The 23,807-nt window shown below is 56.6% G+C and carries 22 protein-coding genes; 11 read left to right on the top strand and 11 right to left on the bottom strand.

Annotation, left to right across the window (positions count from 1 at the left end):
- Positions 1–21: 21 nt before the first annotated feature.
- The 3 genes from MTX78_RS03205 to aspS all read right to left on the bottom strand — a co-directional run bounded on the left by MTX78_RS03205 (position 22) and on the right by aspS (position 5,990).
- The gene (locus tag MTX78_RS03205; RefSeq protein WP_243799851.1) at positions 22–678 is read right to left on the bottom strand and encodes a response regulator; all 657 of its coding nucleotides are present in this window, start codon (positions 676–678) and stop codon (positions 22–24) included.
- A 158-nt stretch (positions 679–836) separates the two neighbouring features.
- A complete protein-coding gene (locus MTX78_RS03200; RefSeq protein WP_243799849.1) occupies positions 837–3,908 on the bottom strand; it encodes a sensor histidine kinase in 3,072 nt (1,023 codons plus the stop codon).
- A gap of 318 nt (positions 3,909–4,226) precedes the next feature.
- A complete protein-coding gene (gene aspS, locus MTX78_RS03195; RefSeq protein ID WP_243799848.1) occupies positions 4,227–5,990 on the bottom strand; it encodes an aspartate--tRNA ligase in 1,764 nt (587 codons plus the stop codon).
- A gap of 286 nt (positions 5,991–6,276) precedes the next feature.
- On the opposite strand from aspS, the gene MTX78_RS03190 reads away from it, so the two are divergent.
- The 5 genes from MTX78_RS03190 (at position 6,277) to MTX78_RS03170 (ending at position 9,159) form a co-directional block, all read left to right on the top strand.
- Complete coding sequence (locus tag MTX78_RS03190) at positions 6,277–6,729, top strand: hypothetical protein (protein WP_243799846.1); 453 nt, start codon at positions 6,277–6,279, stop codon at positions 6,727–6,729.
- 140 nt (positions 6,730–6,869) lie between these two features.
- Entirely contained in the window at positions 6,870–7,436 is a 567-nt protein-coding gene (locus MTX78_RS03185) for a hypothetical protein (protein WP_243799844.1), read from the top strand.
- A 156-nt stretch (positions 7,437–7,592) separates the two neighbouring features.
- Positions 7,593–8,039, top strand: a complete 447-nt coding sequence (locus MTX78_RS03180; protein WP_243802802.1) for a nucleoside deaminase — start codon at positions 7,593–7,595, stop codon at positions 8,037–8,039.
- 131 nt (positions 8,040–8,170) lie between these two features.
- Positions 8,171–8,779, top strand: a complete 609-nt coding sequence (locus MTX78_RS03175; protein ID WP_243799842.1) for a superoxide dismutase — start codon at positions 8,171–8,173, stop codon at positions 8,777–8,779.
- A gap of 110 nt (positions 8,780–8,889) precedes the next feature.
- A complete protein-coding gene (locus tag MTX78_RS03170) occupies positions 8,890–9,159 on the top strand; it encodes an ArsR/SmtB family transcription factor (protein ID WP_243799840.1) in 270 nt (89 codons plus the stop codon).
- Between the two features lie 23 nt (positions 9,160–9,182).
- Here MTX78_RS03170 and MTX78_RS03165 read toward each other — a convergent pair whose 3' ends face one another.
- The 5 genes from MTX78_RS03165 to MTX78_RS03145 form a co-directional block, all read right to left on the bottom strand.
- The gene (locus tag MTX78_RS03165; protein ID WP_243799838.1) at positions 9,183–11,381 is read right to left on the bottom strand and encodes a carboxypeptidase-like regulatory domain-containing protein; all 2,199 of its coding nucleotides are present in this window, start codon (positions 11,379–11,381) and stop codon (positions 9,183–9,185) included.
- Positions 11,382–11,560: 179 nt separating this feature from the next.
- On the bottom strand, positions 11,561–12,286 hold the full coding sequence (locus tag MTX78_RS03160; protein WP_243799836.1) for a tetratricopeptide repeat protein: 726 nt from the start codon (positions 12,284–12,286) through the stop codon (positions 11,561–11,563).
- A 111-nt stretch (positions 12,287–12,397) separates the two neighbouring features.
- Positions 12,398–12,694 carry a winged helix-turn-helix domain-containing protein gene (locus tag MTX78_RS03155; RefSeq protein ID WP_243799834.1) on the bottom strand — a complete coding sequence of 99 codons (297 nt, stop codon included), beginning with the start codon at positions 12,692–12,694 and terminating at the stop codon, positions 12,398–12,400.
- Positions 12,678–13,271: a hypothetical protein gene (locus MTX78_RS03150; RefSeq protein WP_243799832.1), complete on the bottom strand. Its 594-nt coding sequence runs from the start codon at positions 13,269–13,271 to the stop codon at positions 12,678–12,680. Before MTX78_RS03150 ends, MTX78_RS03155 begins: the two co-directional genes overlap by 17 nt.
- 45 nt (positions 13,272–13,316) lie before the next feature.
- Positions 13,317–13,898, bottom strand: coding sequence for a hypothetical protein (locus MTX78_RS03145; RefSeq protein ID WP_243799831.1), 582 nt, complete (start codon positions 13,896–13,898; stop codon positions 13,317–13,319).
- Between the two features lie 435 nt (positions 13,899–14,333).
- Here MTX78_RS03145 and MTX78_RS03140 point away from each other — a divergent pair, with 435 nt between their 5' ends.
- Together MTX78_RS03140 and MTX78_RS03135 are read left to right on the top strand one after the other, a co-directional pair.
- Complete coding sequence (locus MTX78_RS03140; protein WP_243799829.1) at positions 14,334–15,617, top strand: nucleoside permease; 1,284 nt, start codon at positions 14,334–14,336, stop codon at positions 15,615–15,617.
- A 137-nt stretch (positions 15,618–15,754) separates the two neighbouring features.
- Positions 15,755–16,858: an AAA family ATPase gene (locus MTX78_RS03135; RefSeq protein ID WP_243799827.1), complete on the top strand. Its 1,104-nt coding sequence runs from the start codon at positions 15,755–15,757 to the stop codon at positions 16,856–16,858.
- A gap of 196 nt (positions 16,859–17,054) precedes the next feature.
- On the opposite strand, the gene MTX78_RS03130 is transcribed toward MTX78_RS03135, so the two are convergent.
- Positions 17,055–17,474 (bottom strand): nucleoside-diphosphate kinase, encoded by a 420-nt coding sequence (locus tag MTX78_RS03130; RefSeq protein ID WP_243799825.1) that lies wholly within the window; start codon positions 17,472–17,474, stop codon positions 17,055–17,057.
- 487 nt (positions 17,475–17,961) lie between these two features.
- Between MTX78_RS03130 and MTX78_RS03125 the strand changes: the two genes are divergently transcribed.
- The 4 genes from MTX78_RS03125 (at position 17,962) to MTX78_RS03110 (ending at position 21,985) form a co-directional block, all read left to right on the top strand.
- Complete coding sequence (locus tag MTX78_RS03125) at positions 17,962–19,005, top strand: DHH family phosphoesterase (protein WP_243799823.1); 1,044 nt, start codon at positions 17,962–17,964, stop codon at positions 19,003–19,005.
- A gap of 37 nt (positions 19,006–19,042) precedes the next feature.
- Entirely contained in the window at positions 19,043–20,002 is a 960-nt protein-coding gene (locus MTX78_RS03120) for an FKBP-type peptidyl-prolyl cis-trans isomerase (protein WP_243799822.1), read from the top strand.
- 58 nt (positions 20,003–20,060) lie between these two features.
- Positions 20,061–20,687 (top strand): FKBP-type peptidyl-prolyl cis-trans isomerase, encoded by a 627-nt coding sequence (locus MTX78_RS03115; protein WP_243799820.1) that lies wholly within the window; start codon positions 20,061–20,063, stop codon positions 20,685–20,687.
- Positions 20,688–20,941: 254 nt separating this feature from the next.
- Positions 20,942–21,985 (top strand): FKBP-type peptidyl-prolyl cis-trans isomerase, encoded by a 1,044-nt coding sequence (locus MTX78_RS03110; protein ID WP_243799818.1) that lies wholly within the window; start codon positions 20,942–20,944, stop codon positions 21,983–21,985.
- A 74-nt stretch (positions 21,986–22,059) separates the two neighbouring features.
- Here MTX78_RS03110 and recO read toward each other — a convergent pair whose 3' ends face one another.
- Positions 22,060–22,776, bottom strand: a complete 717-nt coding sequence (gene recO, locus MTX78_RS03105; RefSeq protein WP_243799816.1) for a DNA repair protein RecO — start codon at positions 22,774–22,776, stop codon at positions 22,060–22,062.
- A 176-nt stretch (positions 22,777–22,952) separates the two neighbouring features.
- Positions 22,953–23,774, bottom strand: coding sequence for a class I SAM-dependent methyltransferase (locus tag MTX78_RS03100; protein WP_243799814.1), 822 nt, complete (start codon positions 23,772–23,774; stop codon positions 22,953–22,955).
- Positions 23,775–23,807: the final 33 nt, after the last annotated feature.

Here is a 23,807-nt window from a genome sequence, read left to right as displayed (position 1 = left end):
AGCGGTCCTTTTTCGTTTCGGTTACCCCTTGGTTAAGCCCTCCCGCAAGGCTTTGCTCACGGCCTCCGTCATCGAGCGGACGTGCAGCTTCTCGTAGATTTTCTTGATGTGCGAGCGGACGGTATCAATGCTGATACCACGGTCGGCGGCTATCATCTTGTAGCTGTAGCCTTCCACCAGCAGTCCGAGAATTTCTTGTTCCCGGGCGCTCAGGTTGGCGTGCGATTCTTCGGAGGGGCGACGAGGTGGCGCTTTCGGAAACAGGCGGAGCACCTGCCGCGCGATGGCGGGCGTCATTGGGGCACCGCCGGCTCGCACTTCCCCAATGGCATCAAGGAGCCGGGCCGGTGAGGTTTTTTTCAGCAGATACCCATCAGCGCCCGCACAAATAGCATCGAACACCCGATCATTCTCTTCAAACACCGTCAGCATTACCACATTTATGTCTGGCGCTATGGCCTTGATGCGGCGCAGCCCTTCGATGCCAGTGCAGCCCGGCATATCGATATCCATGAGCACGACATCGGGCCGGAGGCGGGCCATGTCGGCTTCGGCTTGGGTGCAGTTGCCGAGCGCACCCGCTAGTTCCATCCCCACCGACCCCGACAGCAATTGACTCAGACTGGTTCGTAAATCAACGTTGTCCTCGTAAATCAGCACGCGAGTTGCAGGTTCCATGGGATGCAGGAATGGGGTATATGACACCTCTAATATACAACCTACCTTCACCTAAGGTGACCACACAATCATGTGAGAGCAGCTACACGGCCCGCACGAAGTGTAGTCAGTTAAACGCTTACCTCTACCCTCCCCTCTCGCCAAGCAGTCCGTGCTTCTTAGGCTTCCAACGGCATGGTAAGGTGCAGAATGGTGCCCTGGCCAGGAGCCGTGTCGATGGTGAGCTTTCCGGAGAGAGCCGCTGCACGGGTGTACATGTTGGTTAAGCCGTTGCCACCACCTTGGGCAGGCCTATGCGGGTCGAAGCCTACCCCGTCGTCCTGCACGGTGAGTTGCAGCTGCCCATGCTGGTAAACGAGCAAAATATCGGCGTGCTGGCACTCGGCATACTTAGCCAAGTTGTTTACGGCTTCTTTGAAGAGCAGAAAAAACTCACGGCGGGCGTGCATGCCCAGCCGAAGCCCTTGCACCGAGGGGTCGGCGCGGAATGTGAATTCGATACCCCGCGCTTCCAGCACCTCCGAGGCAAACCGGCGCATGCGGGCGGTTACGTCGTCCAAGGAATCATGAGCGGGATTGATGGCCCACACGATATCGTCCATGGCATCGAGCATGCGGCGCGAAGAATCCCCGATTTGCTCTAGCACGGCAGCTGCCAGTTCAGGGCGCTGCTGGCGCTGGTGGTTGCGGGCAATCTGGCTCAGAATGGAAATACTGCTGAGCGTGGAACCCATGTCGTCGTGCAGGTCGCGGGCAATGCCGTGGCGGACTCGTTCCAGTGCTAGCAACTGCCCCACCCGAACGCGGTACGCTAGGAACAGCAGCCCGAATATAAGCCAGCTGATTCCCACCTGAAACCACCACGTGCGGTGCCAGGGCGGGTCCACCACAATGTTGAGCGCGACCCCACGCGGGTTCCAGATACCGTCGTTGTTGGTGGCTATTACCCGGAACGTGTAGGTGCCGGGGTCGAGGTTGGTATACGTGGCTTCGCGCCGACTACCAGCGGGCACCCATTGCGCATCGAAGTTCTGCAGTTGGTAGGCATAGCGGTTTTTTTCAGGGAGTTGAAAATTGAGCGCCGCAAATTCCAGCGAGAACACATTGTCTTGTGGCGAAAGACGCAACACCCGCCGCTCGGTAATGACGGTATCAGGCAGCTCTACTAACCGGTTGAACTTGCGAAACCCAGTCAGGACGACGGGAGGCGGTGTGGGATTGGTGCGTATGGCTCCGGGCTGAAAAGTCACCACCCCGTTTATCCCCCCGAAATAGAAACGCCCAGCCGCCGTGCGGTGGCAGGCTGCCGCGTTGAACTCGTTTTGCAGCAGGCCGTCGCGCTCATCGAACGTAAGGAACTGCTGGGTAGCGGGTGCAAACCGGGCTAGTCCTTTGTTGGTAGCCAACCATAAGTGACCTTGCACATCTTCCTGAATGCCATACACCACGTCGTTGGGTAATCCTTGCGCCTCTCGAAATGTCGTAAAGCGGCCAGCCTCGGGGTCATCCACTCGGGAAAACCCGCCCCCTTCGGTTCCTACCCATAAGGTACCTTGCTTGTCTTGCAGTATGCAGCGCACAGAATTGCTATTCAAGCTGCGCGGGTCGCGCCCATCGGCTCGAAATGTAGTGAAACGACCGGAACGAGCCTCAAAACGGGCAAGTCCGCCCCCGCTGGCCATCCAGATGCGGCCCTGGCGGTCTTGAAAGGTGGTGCGCACGTAGTTGTTGGGCAGGCTGTTGGGGTCTTTAGGGTCGTGCCGAAACGTGGTAAAGCGCTTGGTGGTAGGGTTGAGTAGGCTCAGGCCGCCACCGTTGGTTCCTACCCACAGCTTGCCCTGCGGATCTTCGTACACCGACAGAATCATGTCGTCGGCAATGGTGCTTGGGTCGGCGGGATTGTGCCGGTAATGCACAAAGCGGGAGCTACCGGGCTCCAGACAGTCGAGGCCTTGCTCCTGGGTGCCCACCCACAAGCGGCCACGTGAGTCGAAGCGGAGGGCTCGGATGTGATTCTGCGCCACACTGCCGGGGTCGGCGGGGTCGTGGCGGAACTGCCGACGCTGGCCGGTAGCGGGGTCGTAGCAAAGCAGTCCGTTCTCCTCCGTACCGACCCACACCATGCCCCTCTTGTCTGAAGTCACAGCCCATACTGCCCCAGCAGCTCCCATATCAAGGGTACCGAAAGCACTGGGGAGCAGATTGGCACAGCTCAGCCCCGCTTCGGTGCCCACCCACAGCAAGCCGGAGCGGTCCTGGCCAAGCGCCTGCACGGTGTTCTCGGGTAGGCTATTCGGATTACGAGGCTGGTGTTGCACACAGCTGAAGGTGCCGGTAGCGGGTTGGTAGCGGCACAGGCCCTCGGTGGTGCCCACCCACAGGGTGCCGTTATGATCTGCGAAAAGCGTCTTGATGCTGCCCCCTGGCAGGCTACCCAACTGCTTGCGGTTAGGTTTAAAACTTCGAATGGGGCCGTTGGCGGCAGGCAAATAGCGAAGCTCCCCTTTGCTGCTCCCTACCCACAAGCCGCCAAGCCGGTCAGCGTACAGGGTAGTGATGTCGCCGGCGGGTTGCAGCCGAGGGTCCACTACTAGTTGGCCACGGACAAGATCGAGGCGGCTGACTCGGCCTTCGCCGGTACCCACCCACACGGTGCCAGCCTGGTCTTGAGCGAGGGCGCGCACCGCATTGTAGCGGATGCTGCTGGCTTGGGACGCTGGATGCCGGAATGCAGTGAAACGCTTGGTAGTTGGGTTGAACCGGTGCAAAGCAGTTTCGGTGCCCGCCCACACTTGTCCTTGCCGGTCGCATAGCAGGGTGCGCACGTAGTTGTCGGTGAGGCCGCTGGAGTCGGTGGAGCCTCCGCGGTACGTATAGAAGCGGTTGGTGCGAGGATTATAGCAGGAAAGGCCGCCACCCGTGCCAGCCCATAAGTTGCCGGCGCTGTCTTGGCAGAGTGCCAGCACATAGTTGCTGCCCAGGCTGGAGGGACGGCGGGCATCGTTGCGGAAAGTTCGGAAGCCTACCCCGTCGTAGCGGCTCAACCCATCCTGAGTGCCTACCCACAGAAAGCCTCGGCGGTCTTGCACGATGGCGTACACGCTGTTTTCGGCCAGGCCGTTGGTGGTGGTAAGCGTCCGGAAAGCCAGGGCAGGCGTTGGACTCGCGAAGTACGCTGGCGCTTGGGCATAGCTGTCCTGCAACCGCAGCAAGAGCAACAGAACACACAAAGCGGCGCAGCATCTGCACATGGCCGCTTCGGGGGTATAGGCGGAATATCTAGCAACAGCCACCTTCATCCAGATAATATTCGACCCCTCTAATTTACTGAAGTTCAGATAGCCGGCGGCTATCAAGCACTTATTCGTGGGCTCTTAGTATCTGATTTTCTGAATAGGTGGTATGCGGTTGCTCTTCCAACGATAAAGATGATGGCTACTGGCGGGCTTTAAGCACTGAATAATGATGTAGCGAATTGACACTCTAAAACTAAAAAAGCGGTGTCTGCTATAGCAGACACCGCTTTTTTCAATGTTAGCAATGAGGTTCTACTTCCTTACTACCGCCGTTTTGATGCTGAGTTCTTTGAGCTGCGCTTCCGAAATCTGAGAAGGCGAATCAATCATGACGTCGCGGCCAGAGTTGTTCTTCGGGAAAGCAATGAAGTCGCGGATAGAATCGGCGCCGCCGAAGAGGCTGCACAGACGGTCGAAGCCGAAGGCGATGCCGCCGTGCGGTGGCGCGCCGTACTCGAAGGCGTCGAGTAGGAAGCCGAACTGCGCTTTGGCTTCTTCATCAGAGAACCCCAACAAACTGAACATGCGGGCTTGCACGGTTCGGTCGTGGATACGGATGGAGCCGCCGCCCACTTCTACGCCGTTAATTACCATGTCGTAGGCATTGGCGCGTACTTCGCCGATGGTATCGGGGTTGTCGAGCAGGGCTATGTCTTCGGGCTTGGGCGAAGTGAAAGGGTGGTGCATAGCGAAGTAGCGACCTTCCTCCTCGATGAACTCGAGCAGCGGGAAATCCACCACCCACAGGGCCGAAAAGGTATCCTTGTCGCGCAGGCCGAGACGTTGGCCCATCTCCAGGCGCAGCTCCGACAGCGCTTTGCGGGTTTTGTTCGGGTCGCCGGCCATCACCAGCAGCAAGTCGCCGGGCTGGGCGTTGAAAGCGGCTTTCCACTGCTGGAGCTGCTCCTGGCCGTAGAACTTATCTACCGACGATTTCACGCTGCCATCGGCTTCTACGCGAGCATACACGAGGCCAGTAGCACCAATCTGCGGACGCTTCACATACTCGGTCAGTTCATCGAGCTGCTTGCGGGTGTAGCTGGCCGCACCCGTAGCGCAAATACCAACTACGAGGCCCGCCGCCTCGAACACCGGGAAGTTGTGGCCCTTCACTACGTCGTTCAGCTCCACAAACTGCATAGCAAAGCGCGTGTCCGGCTTGTCGTTGCCGTACAGGCGCATGGCGTCGGCATAGGTCATGCGGGACAGCGTACCTATTTCTACGCCTTTCACCTCGCGGAACAGGTACTGCACCAAGCCCTCGAACGTGTTCAGGATGTCTTCCTGCTCCACAAACGACATTTCGCAGTCGATTTGGGTGAATTCGGGCTGACGGTCGGCGCGCAGGTCTTCGTCGCGGAAGCACTTTACAATCTGGAAATATCGGTCGAAGCCCGAGACCATGAGCAGCTGCTTGAAGGTCTGGGGGCTCTGGGGCAGCGCGTAGAACTCGCCGGGGTTCATGCGGGAAGGCACCACAAAGTCGCGGGCGCCTTCGGGCGTGCTTTTGATGAGCACGGGCGTTTCCACTTCAATAAACTCCTGGCCGTCGAGGTAGCGACGGGTGGCCTGGGCCACGCGGTGGCGCAGCATCAGGTTCTGACGCACCGTGTTGCGGCGCAAATCCAGGTAGCGGTACTTCAGGCGCAGGTCGTCGCCACCGTCGGTTTCGTCTTCGATGAGGAACGGCGGCAACTTGGCGGGGTTGAGTACTTCCAGCTTCTCGACCCGAATTTCGATGCTACCCGTGGGTATTTTGTCGTTTTTGGAATAGCGCTCGGCTACTTTGCCAGTTACGGTCAGCACAAACTCGCGACCGAGCTGGCGAGCTAGCGTGCGCATTTCCTCGGATTCAACGCCTTCTTCCAAGGTGAGCTGAGTGAGACCGTACCGGTCGCGGAGGTCTATCCAGCTAATGCCGCCTTTGTCGCGGGTGCGCTGCACCCATCCGCAGAGCGTTACGGTTAAACCAACGTGTTCGGGGCGCAATTCGCCGCAGGTGTGAGTCCGGAGCATTCTGGTTTCTGTTTTCTGGTTACTGGTTTCTAGTTTTTGGGTGCTGAAGCCGGCGGAGCTACAACGCGCAACTGAAACCCGCCAAAGGTAGACAGGAAAAATTAGTAGGGTAGCTAAAAATCAACTCGTTTGTTGTGAAGAAAACCACAATGGTTTGTGATAAATGTTTGTTTTAGAAAGGAATGAGGCCTTTTTCCTGGTCATGTAGTAAGTTCGGCACGGAGTATGCAAACCACGCATCCAACCACGTCCTCAACCTACTCGACTTCTTCTCACTGCTCTTCACATGAAACGCTCCGCTCTTCTTTTCCTGGCTGCCACCCTGTTCTCTTTCTCCACGCAGGCCCAAACCAAAATCAAAACCAAAGCCAAGGCGGCCGACGGTACTTCCGTGAAAACCAAGTCAGAGGCGGAGCCCGTAACGCTGAACGGCCCTATCAAGCGCGTGGAAACGCTGTCGGGCATTGATATATTTCCGGCTTCGGGCGGGCAGAGCATCATGCTCAGCTTCACGCAGCAGTTCACCAAGCCCGGCACGCTGGTGATGACCAACTACAAAAACCAACCGGTGTACACCACCGAACTCGACCCCACCAACAACACGGGTGCCCCCGTAGATCTGGGTCGTATTCCGGCCGGCAACTACCTCATCGAGGCTAAAACCGGCAACTACGTGTACTGGAAGAAAGTGAAGGTGACGTATCCGGCCCCCGCAGTAGCCAAGAAAAAGCGCCGCTAACCGCTCTTAAAACTTGTTTTTGCAGCTCCGAAGCACTCCACTTCGGAGCTTTGCGTTTGGTAAGAGTCCCATCAAGCGCACTGTATTGACACGTCGCGCCAAGCAGGAGCTTGATGTTCACTAGTATCTTTCCGCTCTCTATGAAAACCACTTCTCGTTTCCTCCTACTTGCTCCTTTACTGCTGGCAGTGTTGCTACTGGCCGCATTTGCCGCACCCAAGCTTAAAAAGACAACGGTCAGCAAGAACATCACGGTGGGCGTGCCGAAAGGCTTTGCGGCCCTCCCCGACGATGGCATTGCGGTGAAATACCCGGCGCCGCGCAAGCCGCTGGCCGTGTTCAGCAACCCCAACGGCCGCGTTGATTTCAGCGTGGCGCAAAAGCCCAGCACCTTCAGCGACCGGGACTACGGCTTGCTGCTCAAGATTTACAAGGCCAGCATCCAGAACATGTACTCGAAAGTGGAATTCCTGGCCGAGGACATTCGCACCATCAACAAGCGCGACTTTGTGGTGCTGGAGTTTGTATCAACGGTGGCCGATACGCGCCGAGGCAGCAACCTAGCACCTATCCGTCGCTATCAGATGGTACAGTACACCATCACCGGCGACCAGCTGACGGTCTTCACCTTCGTGGCCCCCGCCGACGAGCGGGCGCAATGGCAACCTACCGCGCAGGCCGTCATGCAAAGTATATCCATGAAATAACAGGCCGGCGGCTGAGGGCATTGTCTGCCATTCCAATAAAGCAAGGACCTTCTTAGGCTAGCGCGATGGGTGCACCAACTCTCCGTGCTGGAACAAGAAGGTCCTTGCTTTGCATAGAGGGCCGTAGTTTTGTGTTTGCCTTTCTTCCACTACCACATGGCCCTCACGGTACATTCTCATGAGCACTACATGCGCGAAGCCCTCAAGCAGGCGCGGTATGCCTTGCAAGAAGACGAAATACCAATTGGGGCAGTGGTGGTACTCGACAAACAGATTATTGCACGGGCGTACAACCAAACCGAGCGCCTGCACGACGTAACAGCGCACGCCGAAATGCTAGCTATAACGGCCGCGGCCAACCACGTCGGCAACAAGTACCTGGCCGACTGCACGCTCTACGTAACCGTGGAGCCTTGCGTGATGTGCGCCGGGGCCGCCGCCTGGGCCCAACTGCGCCACGTAGTGTACGGGGCCGACGAGCTAAAAGTGGGGTTTCGGCGGTATGGCAACTTGCTGCACCCCAAGGCAAAATTGCTACGAGGTGTGCTAGCCGAGGAGTGCGGCGCGCTGATGCAGGAGTTTTTCGCGCGCAAACGGAAATAAGCTACTTTTGGCCGCGTCCGTAACCCTAGCCGGGGTGCGGCGGTTATAAAGGTCTCACTCCCGGACACCTTCTCCTGCGGGAAGACCGTAAGAGGAGGCAACTTTCCATCATCAATTAAACCCAAAAGATCATGGCTTTCGAACTGCCCCAACTGCCTTACGCTTACGATGCCCTGGAGCCGCACATTGATGCGCAAACCATGGAAATCCACCACACCAAGCACCATCAGGCCTACGTAACGAACCTGAACAATGCCATTGCAGGCACGGAGCTGGAAGGCAAGAGCCTCGAAGACTTGATGCAGAATATTGCATCGGCCCCGGCGGCGGTGCGCAACAACGGTGGTGGCCACTGGAACCACTCGCTGTTCTGGACCATTCTGGGCCCAAACGGTGGCGGTGAGCCAACCGGTGCTGTCGGTGAGGCCATCACAGCGGCTTTTGGTAGCTACGAGAAGTTCAAGGAAGAATTCACCAAAGCCGCTACTACGCGTTTCGGCTCGGGCTGGGCGTGGCTGTGCAAGCAGAACGACGGCTCCGTGAAAATCTGCTCGACTCCCAACCAAGACAACCCGCTGATGCCTGACTCCGGCTGCCAGGGTACGCCCGTATTGGGCCTCGACGTGTGGGAGCACGCCTACTACCTGAAGTACCAGAACCGTCGTCCCGATTACATTGCGGCTTTCTACAACGCTATTAACTGGGATGAAGTAAACAAGCGTTTCGCTGCGGCAGCCTAGTTTCCTAGCCCTTCTGCCCTGCGGCGGACGGTACTTTTCTATCGGTCGGTTTGATGCCTTACAGGCATTGAGCCGACCGATTTTGGTATCTTACTTTTATATTCAGAGCCATGAATACGCTACTCGTCGCCAAATCTGCTGGAGCCTTGTCCGATAAATATCGGCTGAGCATCGTGCTGGCGTTGAGCCGGCAGGAGTCTATGCCGTTTGCGGACGTGCAGCAGCTGACGGGCCTTTCGCAGCCTTGCGTTTCGCATCACTTGAAAATACTGGCCGATTGCGGACTGGTACAAACCCATAAATGTGGTCGGTGCGTGAGCGTTACTTTGAACCGGGCCGCCGTGGGAGAGTTGGCTACTTTTCTAGACGGTCTGCGCTAGACGCAGAAGTACAATTCAGTACGCTATTGCCAGGTTTTCACAACCCCGAAGTACAGCAAGCGGCGTTGAAAATAATTGGGCAGAGCCTGCGTATAGTCTGGGGTGTAAGAATAGCCGCTTACGTTGCGGATGTTGAGAATATTGCTGCACACGGCATAGAGTACCAAGGTGTTGCCGTTGGTTTGGCGCCGAATGAACTTGCTGGCCGTTAGGTCGGCCCGGAAATAGTTAGGTAGGTAGTCGGCGTTGACTTCCCCCGCATATTGCGGCAGCAGACTCCCGGTAGCAGGGTCAGGCGTTGTGCCGAGCACCGGCGTAAAGGGCGCGCCCGCACGGTACTGGGCAAAAGCGCCTAGTTCGCCCCACTTACCTACCAGCTTGAGTGTGCTTTTCAGTTGAAAGCGCACGTCGTAGCGGCGTTGCGCTAGCGCCAAGACACGCGCATCGGGGTCGGCGGCATCATAATGCGTGGGTGCGGCATGCATCGTAGCAGCAGCCAAGTCGGCGCGCAGGCGCTTGAAAAATGTGCGTTGCCCAAATACCTCTGCCCCTAGCAAGTTGGTGCGTAGCACGGAGCGTTCCTGTTTGGCGTAGATGGCCGCCGTGAGGATGGCACCATCAGGACTGGCACTACCAGCGGAATAGTCGAGAGCCACTTGGCGGATGCGCGTCCGCAGGAAGCCGTAGTATACTGGGTCAGGGGAAGTGAACGACGTGTACTGACCACCCGATAGGTTCAGAAAACTACGAATGTTCAGGTTGCGGCGCATATTGAGTTGGGCACTGCCATAACCCGGTTGTGCCGGGCGTGGCAACGCATTCAGGCGCAACCCGGCCCCTACCACCCAAGGCCCTCGGGTGAATTTAGTGTACTGATACGCCTCCCACAGCGTACGGCCCTGTCCGAAAGCGGCAGCATACGTGGGCGCAGTGGCGCTCATGTCGTCGCGGCGCACCGGAAACTGACCGGCCAGATGCAGGCGGCGCTCATCGTAGCTCACACCGACGCGGGTACTCAGGGCATCAAACCAATAGCGGCGGTAATGGGCAGCGGCGTAGTAGTCGGCGAAGCGGCGGGTGGTGCGGTAGTTGCCGAGGGCATCTTCCGCACGGCGGTTGCCGAGGCCGTGGCTTAGGGCAAGGTCGGCGTGGGGCCAGGCCTGCTCGTAGCTGAGGGTATAGAATCCGCGCAAGTTGCGGTAGCGGTACGCCTCGGGGCTGCCAGCGGACGGCCGGTAGGCATACCGTTCGCTCAAGCCATAGCCAAACGCTTTGAACGTGCCGTACTCCCCTATTTTGGTGGCAAAGTGAGCACCACCATCTACTAGCCCGAACCGGGTTAGCTGGCGGAACGAAGCGGGATTTACGGCTCGCAGCAGTTGGCCGTTTTGCGCATTCACGTAGGCCTTGAACATGCCCCGCTCCCCTACTGGCCGCCCTACCAACACCCCGGAGTTAGCCAAGCCTAGCGAGGCCTGCACGAATTTGTCGCGCCGCTGCTCATCGGTAGTTAAGCTAATGAGCCCCGCTCCGGCGTTGCCAAACTCCAGCGGCGGATTGCTTGGAAACACCAGCACCGATTTCACCAAATCGACGCTAAAAATGCCAAACGTCCCGATGCCTGTTAGTTGCGCAAACTTCACGGCATCATACACGGGCACGTTGTTGAGGTAGATGCCAGTCTGGGTCGGGTCGGAGCCGCGCAGGCTGATACTCGCCGACTCGTCGAGGGTGGTAGCGGCGGGCAGCGTCCGCACCGCCAGCAGCGGATCGGCCGCGGCAGCCGGATTGGTCACGATAGTTAGGTAGTCCAGCTCCCGCACGATGAAGTCTTCGGCTATGGGTCGCTTGGCCGTAACTTCTACTTGCGCCAGCGTAAGGCCACTGGCTGGTACCAGCCGCACCGCTATGGGCGCCGCCGGCACCCCACGCAACACCACCCGAAAGGGCCGGTAGCCGACGTAGCTTACCACCAGCGTGTCGGGCTGGGCGGTCGGCGTGTAGGGCACCGCAAAAGCTCCGTCCAAGTCGGTGGCGGTGGCACTAGCAGGTTGGCCGGCCACGCGCACCGTGGCGCCTAGCAGCAGGTCGCCGGTCGTTTGGTCAGCTACTGTGCCACGAATAGTAGCTGGCATTTGGGCCAGAGCGGCGGTGGTCGTCAGGCACAGCACGGCTAGGCTATGTAGCAAAAGCCGCACGCGCAACGAAGTATGTAAGGCCATGGGTTGGTGTAGCTTGAAAAGCTAGAGAATCGAGGGGGCGTCAGGCAGACGCGGGTAGCCATGCCGGCGTTGCGGCACCTTCATCAACTGTAACGTTGCAGGCAACCGCTTGCTACATGGGGTCTGCCAACCTCAAGTGGCCGTGCCATTTTTTGGGCGGCCGCACGGCGTAGCCTGTGCTATAACTTAGCCACTAATCCCTGGAGCCGCGCATGGTCAGGGTATTTGCTTAGGCCTTCGGCGGCGTATTTGCGGGCCAAGTCTGTTTTTCCAGCAGCTTGGTACGCTTGCACCAAGTAGCAGTAGGCATCGGCTTTGCCCCAATTGGGAGCATAAGGGTTGGGGTCAAGCTTGTCGGGCAAGCTGATGGCCTTCAGGAAGTGCGTAGCCGCCATTTTGCCCCCGCCGTACTGCTTGGGCGTGTAGAAGTCGTTGATGCCGCTGGCGTAGTGGGCGCGCAGGTTGTCGGGCGCCATGGCCACGGCCTTTTCAGCGTTTTCCTTTACGGTCCCGGCTTTGAAGGCAACTGTCAGGAAGCTGGCGAATTTCAGGTTCAGGCCCTGTAGCAACGAGAGTAGTGCGTAGTGCTCGGTGGTTTTGCTGGGAATAGCCTCCAACAGCTCGATACCCTTATTCAGGGCTTCTTGGGCCTGCGCTTCGTCTTTACCCGCCCGGAAATACAGGTGGTATTGCGTAAAAGCCTCCCAATAGTTGAGGAAGGCATTCGGCTTTTCACTGCGCAGCTGGTTTAAGTTTTTGGCAAGAAGCTGCAACGAGTCGGCGGGCGTTTGCCACGTGATTTGGCGTTGAATGCCAGTTAGCACATTCTGGCCCCGGGCTTGCGCCATTCCTCGGCTCGGCATCAACACCACAGGTAAAGCAAGCAGAAGCAAGTACTTTTTCATGACAAAGGCTGTAAGAGATGGGAAAACAAAAGGGCAAGGCGTGGCCCAGCCGACTCCAGAAAAGTGGTTCAGCGGCACTGAAATGCAGAATGCGAAAGAAGAGGCGAGCCGCTACTCTGGCTTGAGGTAGCGTTGCAGGCTACTCACGTAGTTCTCGAAAGCCTTGACGCCTTCTGGCGTAATGGCGCAGCGCGTGAGCGGGTACGAGCCACTGAACTCCTTGGTCATGGTGAGGTAGCCAGCGTCTTTCAACTTGCTGATTTGGGTGCTGAGGTTGCCGGCGGTGGCTCCGGTTTTCTCTTTCAGGAAGTTGAATTCAGCTTCCCGCACGCTCAGCAAGAGTGACATTACCGCCAATCGTAGCTGTGAATGCAGCAGCGGATCGAGGTCTTCAAAGGGTACGGCCACGGCGGTATTGATTTTTGAGCATATGTCCTGGTATTACATACGCGACCAGCACGGCCGCAGCTACCAGCAACAACTGCGTATCGAAATCCACCCGGAAGGCCACGGTAGCCAGTAGCCAGCAGGTAGCCCCGCCCCATACCAGCGGCCGAAACCGCAGCGTACCACCCGTAGCAAACGTTCCGAGACCGTAGAGAGCAATAATCAACGGATACGTACTGCGAAACCCAGCTACGGTGCCCAAGCCAATCAGCATCAGCAGCATCACTCCAAAGCCAGACCACAGATACTTCATAAAATCGGTCTGCACGGTGCGCGTCCGTTCGCGGCGGCCCCGCCGGATCCCGTTCACGAAGGCGGCCACCGAGCCCACCGTCATGAGCACCGGCCACACCAGCCAGGGCTTGGAATAGCTGGTTTGCAGCAGCACATAATGCCCTACCGCAGCAACCAGCACCAGCCAGCCCCACAACAACAAGTCAAACGAATGGTCGCTCAGGTCTTGCTTGGCAGCCTGAATCATATCCTGAATCAGGCGCAGGCTATCAGGGGCTGAAAACGGCTTTTCGGGGGTTTCCATGAGTATGGATGGTAAACGTGAGGAGGAAGCAGGACAAGAGAGAAATTAAGCGGCAATGCGGCTCTGACGGTTCAATAAGTAGCCGGGAATAACATGGCTCACCAACATGGCCACCGCAATAACCAGCAATTGAGTATCGGCGGGCAACGCCAAGGCTACTGCACCCAGCACCGCGCAGGCCACCCCACCGAGCACCAGCGGCCGGAAGTTCAATAGGCGTCCTGCGAGGATGGTACCTGCGCCGTAGAGGCCCAAAATCAGCGGGTGTGCTACCTCCCAGTTGATAAAGCCTCCACCAATCAACATGGCCATCAACACAAAAACGAAGGCCTTTTGCAGCAGGCGCATGGCTTTGTCGGTGGCCGTTGTTCCCATGGTGCCTTGTTTGCGCTGCCGCCGGGCCCGAACATTCTGCACGATAGCCACTACCGGCATAATCACCATCCATAGCACCCAAGGAGCAGCAAACCCCATTTGCTGCAACACATAGTCGCTGGTAGCAGCCGTTAGTACGGCGGCACCGCGGAGCGAGTACGTGAAAGCGTAAGCCCGCAGGCTAACGGCACTCACCAGCTGGCTGGCAGTGTGGAGGGGAGCGGCAGCAGAGTTGAGGGCGAAGCTTTTCATGGCGGTAGGGGTTAGAATCGTTAGGATGATACAAACATAAACTAGTTTACATTATAAACCAAATCATTTATCAAACTAGTTTGCAAGTGATACGGTGTGGTTTTCGGCTCTTTCTCCTTTCCGATTTTGCCTATCTTTGAATGCCCGGTCTGCGCAAGTGGCCGGGTTGTTCTTTTTCCCCCGTTTTGGCCTTCTCTAGCAAGCCTGCTTACTTCCTACTAGGTGCCTACTACAGCGCAAAGTCTGATGGCTTCTCGTGACTTGCGTTTCGCGCTACGCCCCACCACGTAGCAGTATGATGCGCTGCCAACCGGAGATAAACAGGAAGCAGAACAGCCCACCTAGCAAGCAATTGCTCGCCGTACTGATTGCCCTTCACCCATTCCCACCCCTGCCCTCGCGGCAAGCATTTTTTACTTCCAAAACCTCACCTGCATGAATATCAAGCTGCGACTTATTGTCTTGAGCTTTTTACAGTTCTTTATCTGGGGCTCGTGGCTGATAACCATCGGGGCGTATTGGTTTCAAACCAAAGAATGGTCGGGGGCCCAGTTCGGGGCCATTTTCTCGACCATGGGCATTGCCTCCATCTTTATGCCTTCCCTGATGGGCATTGTAGCCGACAAGTACATGAACGCCGAGAAGCTGTACGGCATCCTCCACATTCTGGGAGGCATCGTGCTGTTCACCGTACCGCTGGTTACGGATCCGGGCACCATGTTCTGGGTGATGCTGCTAAACATGATTTTCTACATGCCCACGCTGGCCCTTTCCATTGCCGTATCCTACTATGTGCTCAAAAGCCGTGGCGGCGACGTCGTGCGGGACTATCCGCCCATTCGGGTGTGGGGCACAGTGGGCTTCATTGTGGCTATGTGGACGGTTAGTTTGCTGGGCTTCGAGAAATCAGCCAATCAGTTCTACGTAGCTTCCGCGGCGGCTATCCTGCTGGGCTTCTACTCGTTCACGCTGCCCAAGTGCCCACCCACTGCCAAAGACACGCCAAGCCGCTCGCTTATTGATGTGCTGGGGCTGAAGTCATTTGCATTGCTGCGCGACACCAAGATGCTTACCTTCTTTCTGTTTGCCATGCTGCTGGGCGCGGCCTTACAGCTCACCAACGCCTACGGCGACACCTTCCTGCACGACTTCGACAAGATACCCGCCTACCAGGATACTGTGGCCGTGAAGTACCCTGCCATCATTATGTCCATCTCGCAGATTTCCGAGACGCTCTTTATCCTGGCCATTCCGTTCTTTCTGCGCCGCTTCGGTATCAAGCAGGTGATGTTCTTCAGCATGATTGCCTGGGTGCTGCGCTTCGGGTTGTTCGCCTACGGTAACCCCGGCGACGGCCTGTGGATGATTATCCTCTCCTGCATCGTGTACGGCATGGCCTTCGATTTCTTTAACATCTCCGGCTCGTTGTTCGTCGAAAGCCAGACGGCCCCTTCCATCCGGGCCAGTGCCCAAGGCTTGTTTATGATGATGACCAATGGCTTTGGGGCCGTGCTCGGCAGTTCGTTGAGCGGCATCATCATTCAGGAGTATTTTACCAACGCCGACAACACCAAGGACTGGCACAGCATCTGGATAACCTTTGCCTTGTATGCGCTGGTAATTGCGGTTCTGTTTATTATCCTCTTCAAACACGAACACAATCCGCAGGAAGTAACCAGCGCCCATGCGGAGCAGCACCCCCAACTAGCGGCCGAATAGCCTCTAAACACCGCCTTGGTGCAGCCGACTGCATGATACTGCGAATTGTAAGGAGCATCTCTGATGCTGCTTACAATTCGCAGTATTCGTGTAGGAGGGTTGGGATGGTTCCAGGTTTTAATGGAAATTACGGCCATATGGAACCAACTCCGCCCCCAGTAGGCACTCTCAACCTTTCCACTGCTTTCACCCAGCACGGATTTCAGCCAGTGAATTGGTTTTACGCGTCGTTTGGAGAATTACCCCGCCGCGAAATCTATCAGCTAGCTTCTGCTGAAGCGCGCCAAACGGTGGTAGATACACTAGCCGCAAGCCACGACGTAGAGGCGGCTACTGTCGTTCATTCTGTGTACTTGGAGCAAGCAGGAAAAGCGCCTGAATGGCACTATCATGCCTTGTCACCAGGGCCGCACCTACTGCTCTGGTTCTACGACCGGGGTGTATACGGCGACCAAGGCGCACAGCTATTCTACTCGCCTCACACCGATGCAGCCTTATTAACGCAGGTCCGGGCCGCTCTTACCGCCCAACTTGATACCGGCCAATTAGAGCGCCAGCGCATTCAGGTGCTGCGGCTGGTTAACAACGATTTAGAGTTTTCGCCGCTGCCGCTCAAGATTCCGGCGCTTGACCTGGCCACGCACTATAACGACGACTTACTGCCCGTGCACGAGGCTATTGTAAGCCGCCTGCAAAAGCCCGACGACAAGGGCCTGGTTATTCTGCACGGCCCGCCTGGCACCGGCAAAACCAGCTATATCCGCCACCTGTGCGGCCTCACCGACAAGCCCAAACTGTTCATTCCGCCCAACCTGGCCGTTCGTATCGCCGACCCGGAGTTCATCAATCTGCTCCACGACAACACCAATTCCATTCTCATCATCGAGGATGCGGAAGAGTTGCTTTCCAAGCGTGATGGACACGGCGGCAATGCTGTCAGCAACCTGCTTAACCTCTCCGACGGCTTGCTCTCGGATGGGTTCCACATCCAGATTATCTGCACCTTCAACGCCGATTTGGCCCGCATCGATAAGGCGCTGCTGCGGAAAGGCCGCCTGATTGCATCCTATAACTTCGAGCCGTTAGCGCAGCCTAAGGCGCAAGCCTTGGCCACCGCGCTGGGCCAGGCAGCTCCGGTGAATGAGCCAACCAGCCTAGCTGATATTTACAACCGCGAAGAACCAACCTTTAGCAGCGAACCCAAAGGAACTGGGCGCATTGGGTTTGGGCAGCCCCGCTGAGTTTCCTCAAGCTCCTCAGTATATAAATAGTCTATAAAAAGTCCGTTTCCAGTACATGCAAAACCCCGCTTGCACGTTGCAAAGCGGGGTTTTTGTTATTTCAGCAGAAAAAAGGCTAGCGCACATATAGCACGCTAGCCTTCGCAACATAGCCTATATTTTCAGTAAGCCCAAAAGCTCAACTGCGTTTTTACACTTAGAATTGCTCGTCGGGGCCAAAGAAGAAGCTGCCTTCGATTTGAGCGTTTTCGTCGGAGTCGGAGCCGTGTACAGCGTTGGCTTCGATGCTCTTGGCGTATTTCTTCCGGATGGTGCCTTCAGCGGCCTGCTCAGGGTTGGTAGCCCCAATGAGCGTGCGGAAATCAGCAACGGCGTTGTCCTTTTCCAGGATAGCTGCTACGATAGGGCCCGACGACATGTATTTCACCAGGTCGCCGTAGAAGGGCCGCTCTTTGTGCACTTCGTAGAACTGGCCAGCGCGCTCAGCAGTCAGCAGCACTTTTTTCAAGGCAACAATACGGAAACCACCCGCTTCGATCATGCTCAGAATTCCACCGATGTGGTTTTCCTGCGTGGCGTCGGGCTTAATCATGGTGAACGTGCGGTTCGTGGCCATTGTATCTATGGGTTGGGTGTAAAGAATTCCGGTGAGGAAGTGCAAGGAGTTTGCGGGCGCAAAAGTAGACGGTTTGCGTGGGAAGTTGGTAGCTCCGCCAGAAGTTGCCAGCAAAACATGCCTCCAACGCCACCATAAAATTTTGGCGGCTTTACGCTGTCTTTATGTAGGCGCACTTGTTTGGGCTGCCTTCCCCTGAACGGCCGCCTGCCTTGAACCACTTCCCGATTCACCACAGGGGCTTCAAGGCAGGCGGGCACTTTCCCCACCAAATCTGCCTTTATTTGCTGGCCGAACCTGGATCAAACAAAATCCCAGGAAAGTACTTTCTTAAAACGACGGCGGAAGTATGATCGTCCTTTTCAGGCAATTAGCTCTGCTATCGCACCAAACCCAAAGCTGTTTTGTTGGAACCCGGAATATTTCCGACTTTTGCCGCCTTGCTCCCGGCATAAATCCCCGAATTTCAGCCACCTATCAGTAGGCAATGTCCACAATCTCTGAGCTGCAGGAGCTGCTCTCGCAACCCCGGCAGATATTTATCACCACCCACCACAAGCCCGACGCCGATGCCCTAGGCTCGTCGTTGGGCCTGGCGGGCTACCTTCGCAAGAAGGGCCACACCGTAACCGTCGTTACCCCTTCCGACTACCCAAATTTCTTGGCTTGGATGCCTGGCAACGACGAGGTAGTGGTGTATGAGCCGCGCCGCAACGACGCACAGGTACGCGAAATCATTGGAACGGCCGAGGTGCTGTTCTGCCTAGATTTCTCGTGTTTGGGCCGCATCAACGAGATGGGCGAGTACATTCGGCAGGCCCCGGGTACCAAGGTCCTCATCGACCATCATCAGGAGCCCGAGCAGTTTGCTGACCTCGACTTTTCGAATTCGAAAGCGGCTGCCACGGCCGAGTTGGTGTTTGAAGTGATCCGCGACCTAGGCGACCAGGACCTGATTGATGCCGGTATTGGCGAGTGCCTGTACGCCGGTATTATGACCGATACGGGCTCGTTCCGGCACCCGAGTACCTCCCGCAATGTCCACCTGATTATTGCCGAGCTCCTCAACGCCAACATCAACCTCTCCGATGTGCACCGCCGCATCTACGACTCGCACTCCGAAATGCGGCTGCGTTTTCTGGGCTTTGTGCTTAAAGACAAGCTGCGCGTGCTGCGCGAGTACAACACGGCCTACATTGCCATCACGCAGGAAGAGCTAAAGCAGTACGAGTCGAAAACCGGTGACACCGAAGGGCTCGTAAATTTCGCACTCAGCATCGAAGGCATTGTTTTCGCGGCCGTACTCATCGACCGGGGTCAAGCCATTAAGATTTCTTTCCGCTCGGTGGGCGACTTCTCGGTAAGTGGTTTCTCTCGTGACCATTTCCAGGGTGGCGGCCACCACAACGCGGCGGGCGGTATTAGTTACGACTCGCTCGACAATACCGTGCAACGTTTCCTTGATTTATTGCCTCAGTACCAGAGCCAACTGGTGACGGCCCCTCTGGCAGTTGCGCCGCCTACGGCGTAACTTGCCTGAAATTTCTTTTCACCCCCTTTCCCGCTTCATGCATTTGCATCGCAACATTCTGAGCCTGGCCTTAGCCGCCGGCATCCTGAGCTTGGCCTCCTGCAATAAAGGCGCCGATTTCGCGAAGACCAAGTCCGGCATTGAGTACAAAGTATTCAAGAGCGAAGGCGCCAAATATTCTCCCCGCGAGGTGGGTGCCGAGGGCGACGCCACGTACAAGAGCCGCATCGGTAAGATTCTGGCTTTGGATGTGGAATATCGCACGGCCAAAGACTCTATCTTATTCAACTCCCGCAAGCAGCAGATGGGCATTCCGATGCGCATAGAGCTGCAAGAAGTGAAAATCAAAGGCGGCCTAGAAGAAGCCATTGCGCTGCTTCAGCCCGGCGACTCGGCCGTGTTCCGCTTCAACGTAGACACTATTTTCGCCAAGTCGTTCCGCCAGCCGGTGCCGCCGTTCATGAAGAAGGCCGGCAACACCATGACCATGCTCGTGAAGGCTCAGAAAGTGCAGAGCCGCGAGGAAGCCATGGCCGACCAGCAGAAGGCAATGGTGGCCCAGCAGCAGCAGATGGTAGCACACGCTGCCGAGCAGAGCAAGAAAGACGATGCGGTTCTGCAGGAGTACGTGAAGAAAAACAACCTCAACGTACAGAAAGACACCTCAGGTGTTTACTACGTGGTTACGACGCCAGGCACGGGCCCAAAGCCAAAAACTGGCCAGACCGTATCGGTGAAGTATAAAGGCATGTTGCTGGATGGCAAAGTATTCGATTCGTCGGAGAAAGCGCCCAACAACGGCAAGCCTATTGATTTTGCCATTGGCGTAGGCCAAGTGATTCCCGGTTGGGACCGGGCTATTCCGCTGCTCAGCAAAGGCAGCAAAGCTACCCTCCTGATTCCGTCGCCGCTAGCCTACGGCCAGCGCGGCGCTGGTACCGACATCCCGGCTGACGCGCCCCTGCGCTTCGACGTGGAGTTGGTAGATGTGAAGTAGAAAGCACGCCGCGCCAAGCTTTTGGCGCGGCGTTTTACATTTTTTGTCGCTTACCTCCATGAAACACCTATTCAAACGCTTTTCGCTGTTCCGCGTGGCTGCGTTGCTGCTTGTGCTGGCCGTGCCAGCGTTATCTGGCTGCGAGGACGACACAGATGATGGCACCCAGACCGCGGCCGCCTTACTAGAGGAATCCAAAGCCGAAGATGATGCCTTAATCCAGGGGTACTTAACCCGCCGCGGCATCACGGAAGGCACAGGCGTCAACAAGTATCGGCGCTTAAGCGGCGAAACCAACAACGGCATTTACATCGTTGACCTAGCGGATGGCCCAAGCACTGGCGCGAACATCGTAAAAGGCAATTCGGTGGATGTGCGCTATGTTGGACGGTATGTAGGGGGCTCCAACATAGGCGGGGTCGCTTCAACAAACAAGGAGGACGACATATTCGATAACTCCACTGAAAACGGCATCCCTTGCGGCTGTATCAATGTGCTCCGGGTTGGGGCAGGTGTTATTCCAGGATGGAGCGAAGGGCTGCTTTTCATGAAGAAAGGCGACCGGAAGCTACTCCTGATTCCTTCGTACTTGGCGTATGGGTCAGGTATAGGCAGCAATGGGACACGCATCTTTGCTCCCTACGAGCCGCTGGTTTTCGAGATGACTATACTTGACGTGAAGTAACAACTTGTTGGGTAAGCCTTCTGCACCAGTTGCTGGCTAACCACACGTATTGAATACATTGTATCGGCGGTGGCACGGACCCAAGCAGGTTCTACCACCGCCGATACGCTTTTCAGGCACTTAGCAGTACAAGAGCAGCAGTATGTTGCTAGTGAAGTGGCTTCGCAATTGCTCTTACCTCTCCTACCCTTCTCCTCTGGAATTGCCTTAGGTTTGTTGAAAATTCCTGCTTTCTCGAAAGTTTATACGCGCTTATGAAGCCCTCATTAATTCGTTCTTTGTTGTTTTTGGCTGTTGTACTGGCTTCAACTGGGCTGCTCGAACAATCGGCCCAGGCCCAAGCCAAGGCACCGGTAAAGGCGCAGCCCAAAGCCCCAACAAAGGCTCCCGTGAAAGCCCCAACGAAAGCCCCCGCATCAACTTTCAGCCGGTCCGCTTCGGGCATAGAATACAGAATATACCGCCGCACCAACGGCCGCTATCTGCTACGCACCGATGTAAACCCGGCTGGGGACCCTGCATATTCCAGCCGCGTGGGCAAGGTGCTAGCGGCGCATCTTCAGTACCGGACCGCGAAAGACTCTGTCTTATTCAACTCCCGGAAAGAATTAATGGGCATGCCAGCTCAGTTGCCCTTAGTGGAGTTGAAAACGCGTGGCGGCATAGAAGAAGCCGTTACGCTACTCCAAACCGGTGATTCGGCCGTGTTCCGCTTCAACATAGATTCTATCTTCGCGAAGTCGTTCCGCCAGCCGGTGCCGCCGTTCATGAAGAAGGCCGGCAACACCATGACCTTGCTGGTGAAGGCCCAGAAGCTTATGACGCAAGAGGAGGCGGCCCTCGACCAACAGAAGATGATGGACCTAGCCGAGAAGAAAGCTGCTGCCGAAGCCGCCCGCTTGCTTGCAAAGGATGATGCCCAAATTCAGGCCTACCTCACCAAAAACAACCTGAAGGGTCAGAAAACGCCTGGCGGCACCTATTACGTGATAACCAAACCCGGCACGGGCCCCAAGCCGCAGAGTGGCCAAACCGTATCGGTGAAGTATACGGGCATGCTGCTCGATGGCAAAGTGTTTGACTCGACAGAGAAACAAGGCGGCACGCCCATTTCTTTTCCCATTGGAGCCGGACAAGTAATTCCGGGGTGGGACCAAGGACTTATTGCCCTCAACCAAGGCACCCAGGCTATCCTGCTCATTCCTTCCAGCTTGGCTTACGGCCCCCGCAGTGCCGGCCCCGACATCCCAGCCAACGCCATTCTACGCTTCGATGTGGAACTGGTAGAAGTGAAGTAAGCAGAGGCTACCATCCCGTCAAGCAGGAGCGCAACAGCGGCCATACTCATGGCTACCGTTGCGCTCCTGTTTCATTACTCAGCCAACACTTCGGAGAGAATAGCCAAAGAGCGAACCTCTCCCAACTGCTCAACGTGCAGTTGGTAGTAGCGAATAAGCACCGCTAGCAGTTCTCGCCGCACGCGGCCGTTTGGAATGGTTGTATGGATCGGGTCTTTCAGCAACTCATCCAAGTACTGCTCGAACTCCTGTAGCCGCAGCACCATGGGGCCGCCGCCCTGGGCGGTGGGCACCGTTGCCGCAAAAGCCACCTGAGTGGTCAACTCCTCCCCTGTTTCGACGCCGAAACCCAGGTACGTAGCGAGGTTTAGCAGGAAATAAAGCGCGAAGTTTTCGTGCCCGCGGGTTTGCTGGTCGAAGGCCAATAGGCTGTCATGGAGAAAATTGAATAGAGGTTCGTTTTCCTCTTCCTCCAATAGGGCATGGTTTAGAATCTCGGACAGTACCAGGGCCACGCTGCTCTTCTGCACATCGTACGGAATGCTGCTGTATGACTCGGCGCACCGAAATTCGGAGAGACGCGTCAGGCCACCGGTGCGTGAGGTGTAAGCTACCAGTTCTAGTAGGGTGAGTGGCTGAAATAACGCAATGCGTCCTGGTGGCTTGGCTTTGCGCACACCATTTACAACGTAGCTCTGCACGCCCAGCCGCTCGGTGTAGACGCGCGCAATAATGCTGGTTTCGCGGTACTTGATGAAGCTCAAGACAATACCGCGCGTTTTGATTAACATGAAAACTGACAACTAAGAAGTGAGAACTGCTTTTTCTGCTGTTTGCACTTGCCGTAAAGCTCGCCTAGCTGCCAAGCAGTAGAAGCAGTAAATTAATAAGAGGAATTTCGGCTTAGGCGTTCCACGGCTATTTACTAGCAAAAGTACTGAGCACCGAAATCACTCCTTTCCGCTACTTACCTATAAGACAACTTGTTTTCTTTTCGCAGTACCCAAAGGTCTTGGCTGGCTCTGCCGCCGGTGTGGCTACCAGGAACATAGTGCACAACGTGGGTTTCTGGAGCAAACAGCGCCCGTAGGTATTCGGCAGGCTGAAAAGCGGCAAATACGCGGTGACCTTCGCGGACATTGCTTCGGACGACGAGGCTACCACTATCAAAAGCTTTCTTCTCGGCTTCAGTTAAGATGCTCTTAAACGCTGCGCCATGCGTGGTTAGCAGCAGAAGCCCTCCTGGCTTCGTGACGCGCAGCAATTCCCGAAACCAGAGCCGGTGGCTGGACTCGGATAAGTGAGTGAAAATGGAGATGCCATACAAGGCGTCCACTGCTTGGTCAGGTAGAGGCAAAGGAGGCTCCAAGCCATTCAGCAGAAAAGTAATGCCGGGGATATGCTGCCGACACCAGTCAACAGTTTGCGGATTGTAGTCGGTGCCGGTGAACTGGCATCCGGCGCCTATTACCTGCGGCAGATGCCGGATTATACGACCAGGGCCGCAACCCCAATCTAGAATGTGCTTGCCAGGCAGCTCCATGTGGGCGGCCAGTTGGTCGCGCACCCACTCGGCGGCCTCCCGCCCGCCTTCATAGTAGCGGTGGTAGCTCAACTGAAACGCCTCGTACATTAAATAGTCGGGTGGCAGGCTGAGCGTAGGATGCGCCGCCCGAAACGCATTATTTTGCCGGCGGTTCTTGATCCGCAGCCAGTAATAGCGCGTCCGGTCAGCCAGGTGCATGAGGCCAAGCCGCCGGAGCACGGTCGTTACATCCCCTTTATTCATGTTTGCAAGATAGTTCCGCAGGGGCTAAGTCCG

The sequence above is a fragment of the Hymenobacter tibetensis genome, assembly GCF_022827545.1.
GTDB lineage: Bacteria > Bacteroidota > Bacteroidia > Cytophagales > Hymenobacteraceae > Hymenobacter > Hymenobacter tibetensis.
Note: the sequence above shows the minus strand (reverse complement) of the source record. Positions and strands in the feature narration are given on the sequence as shown.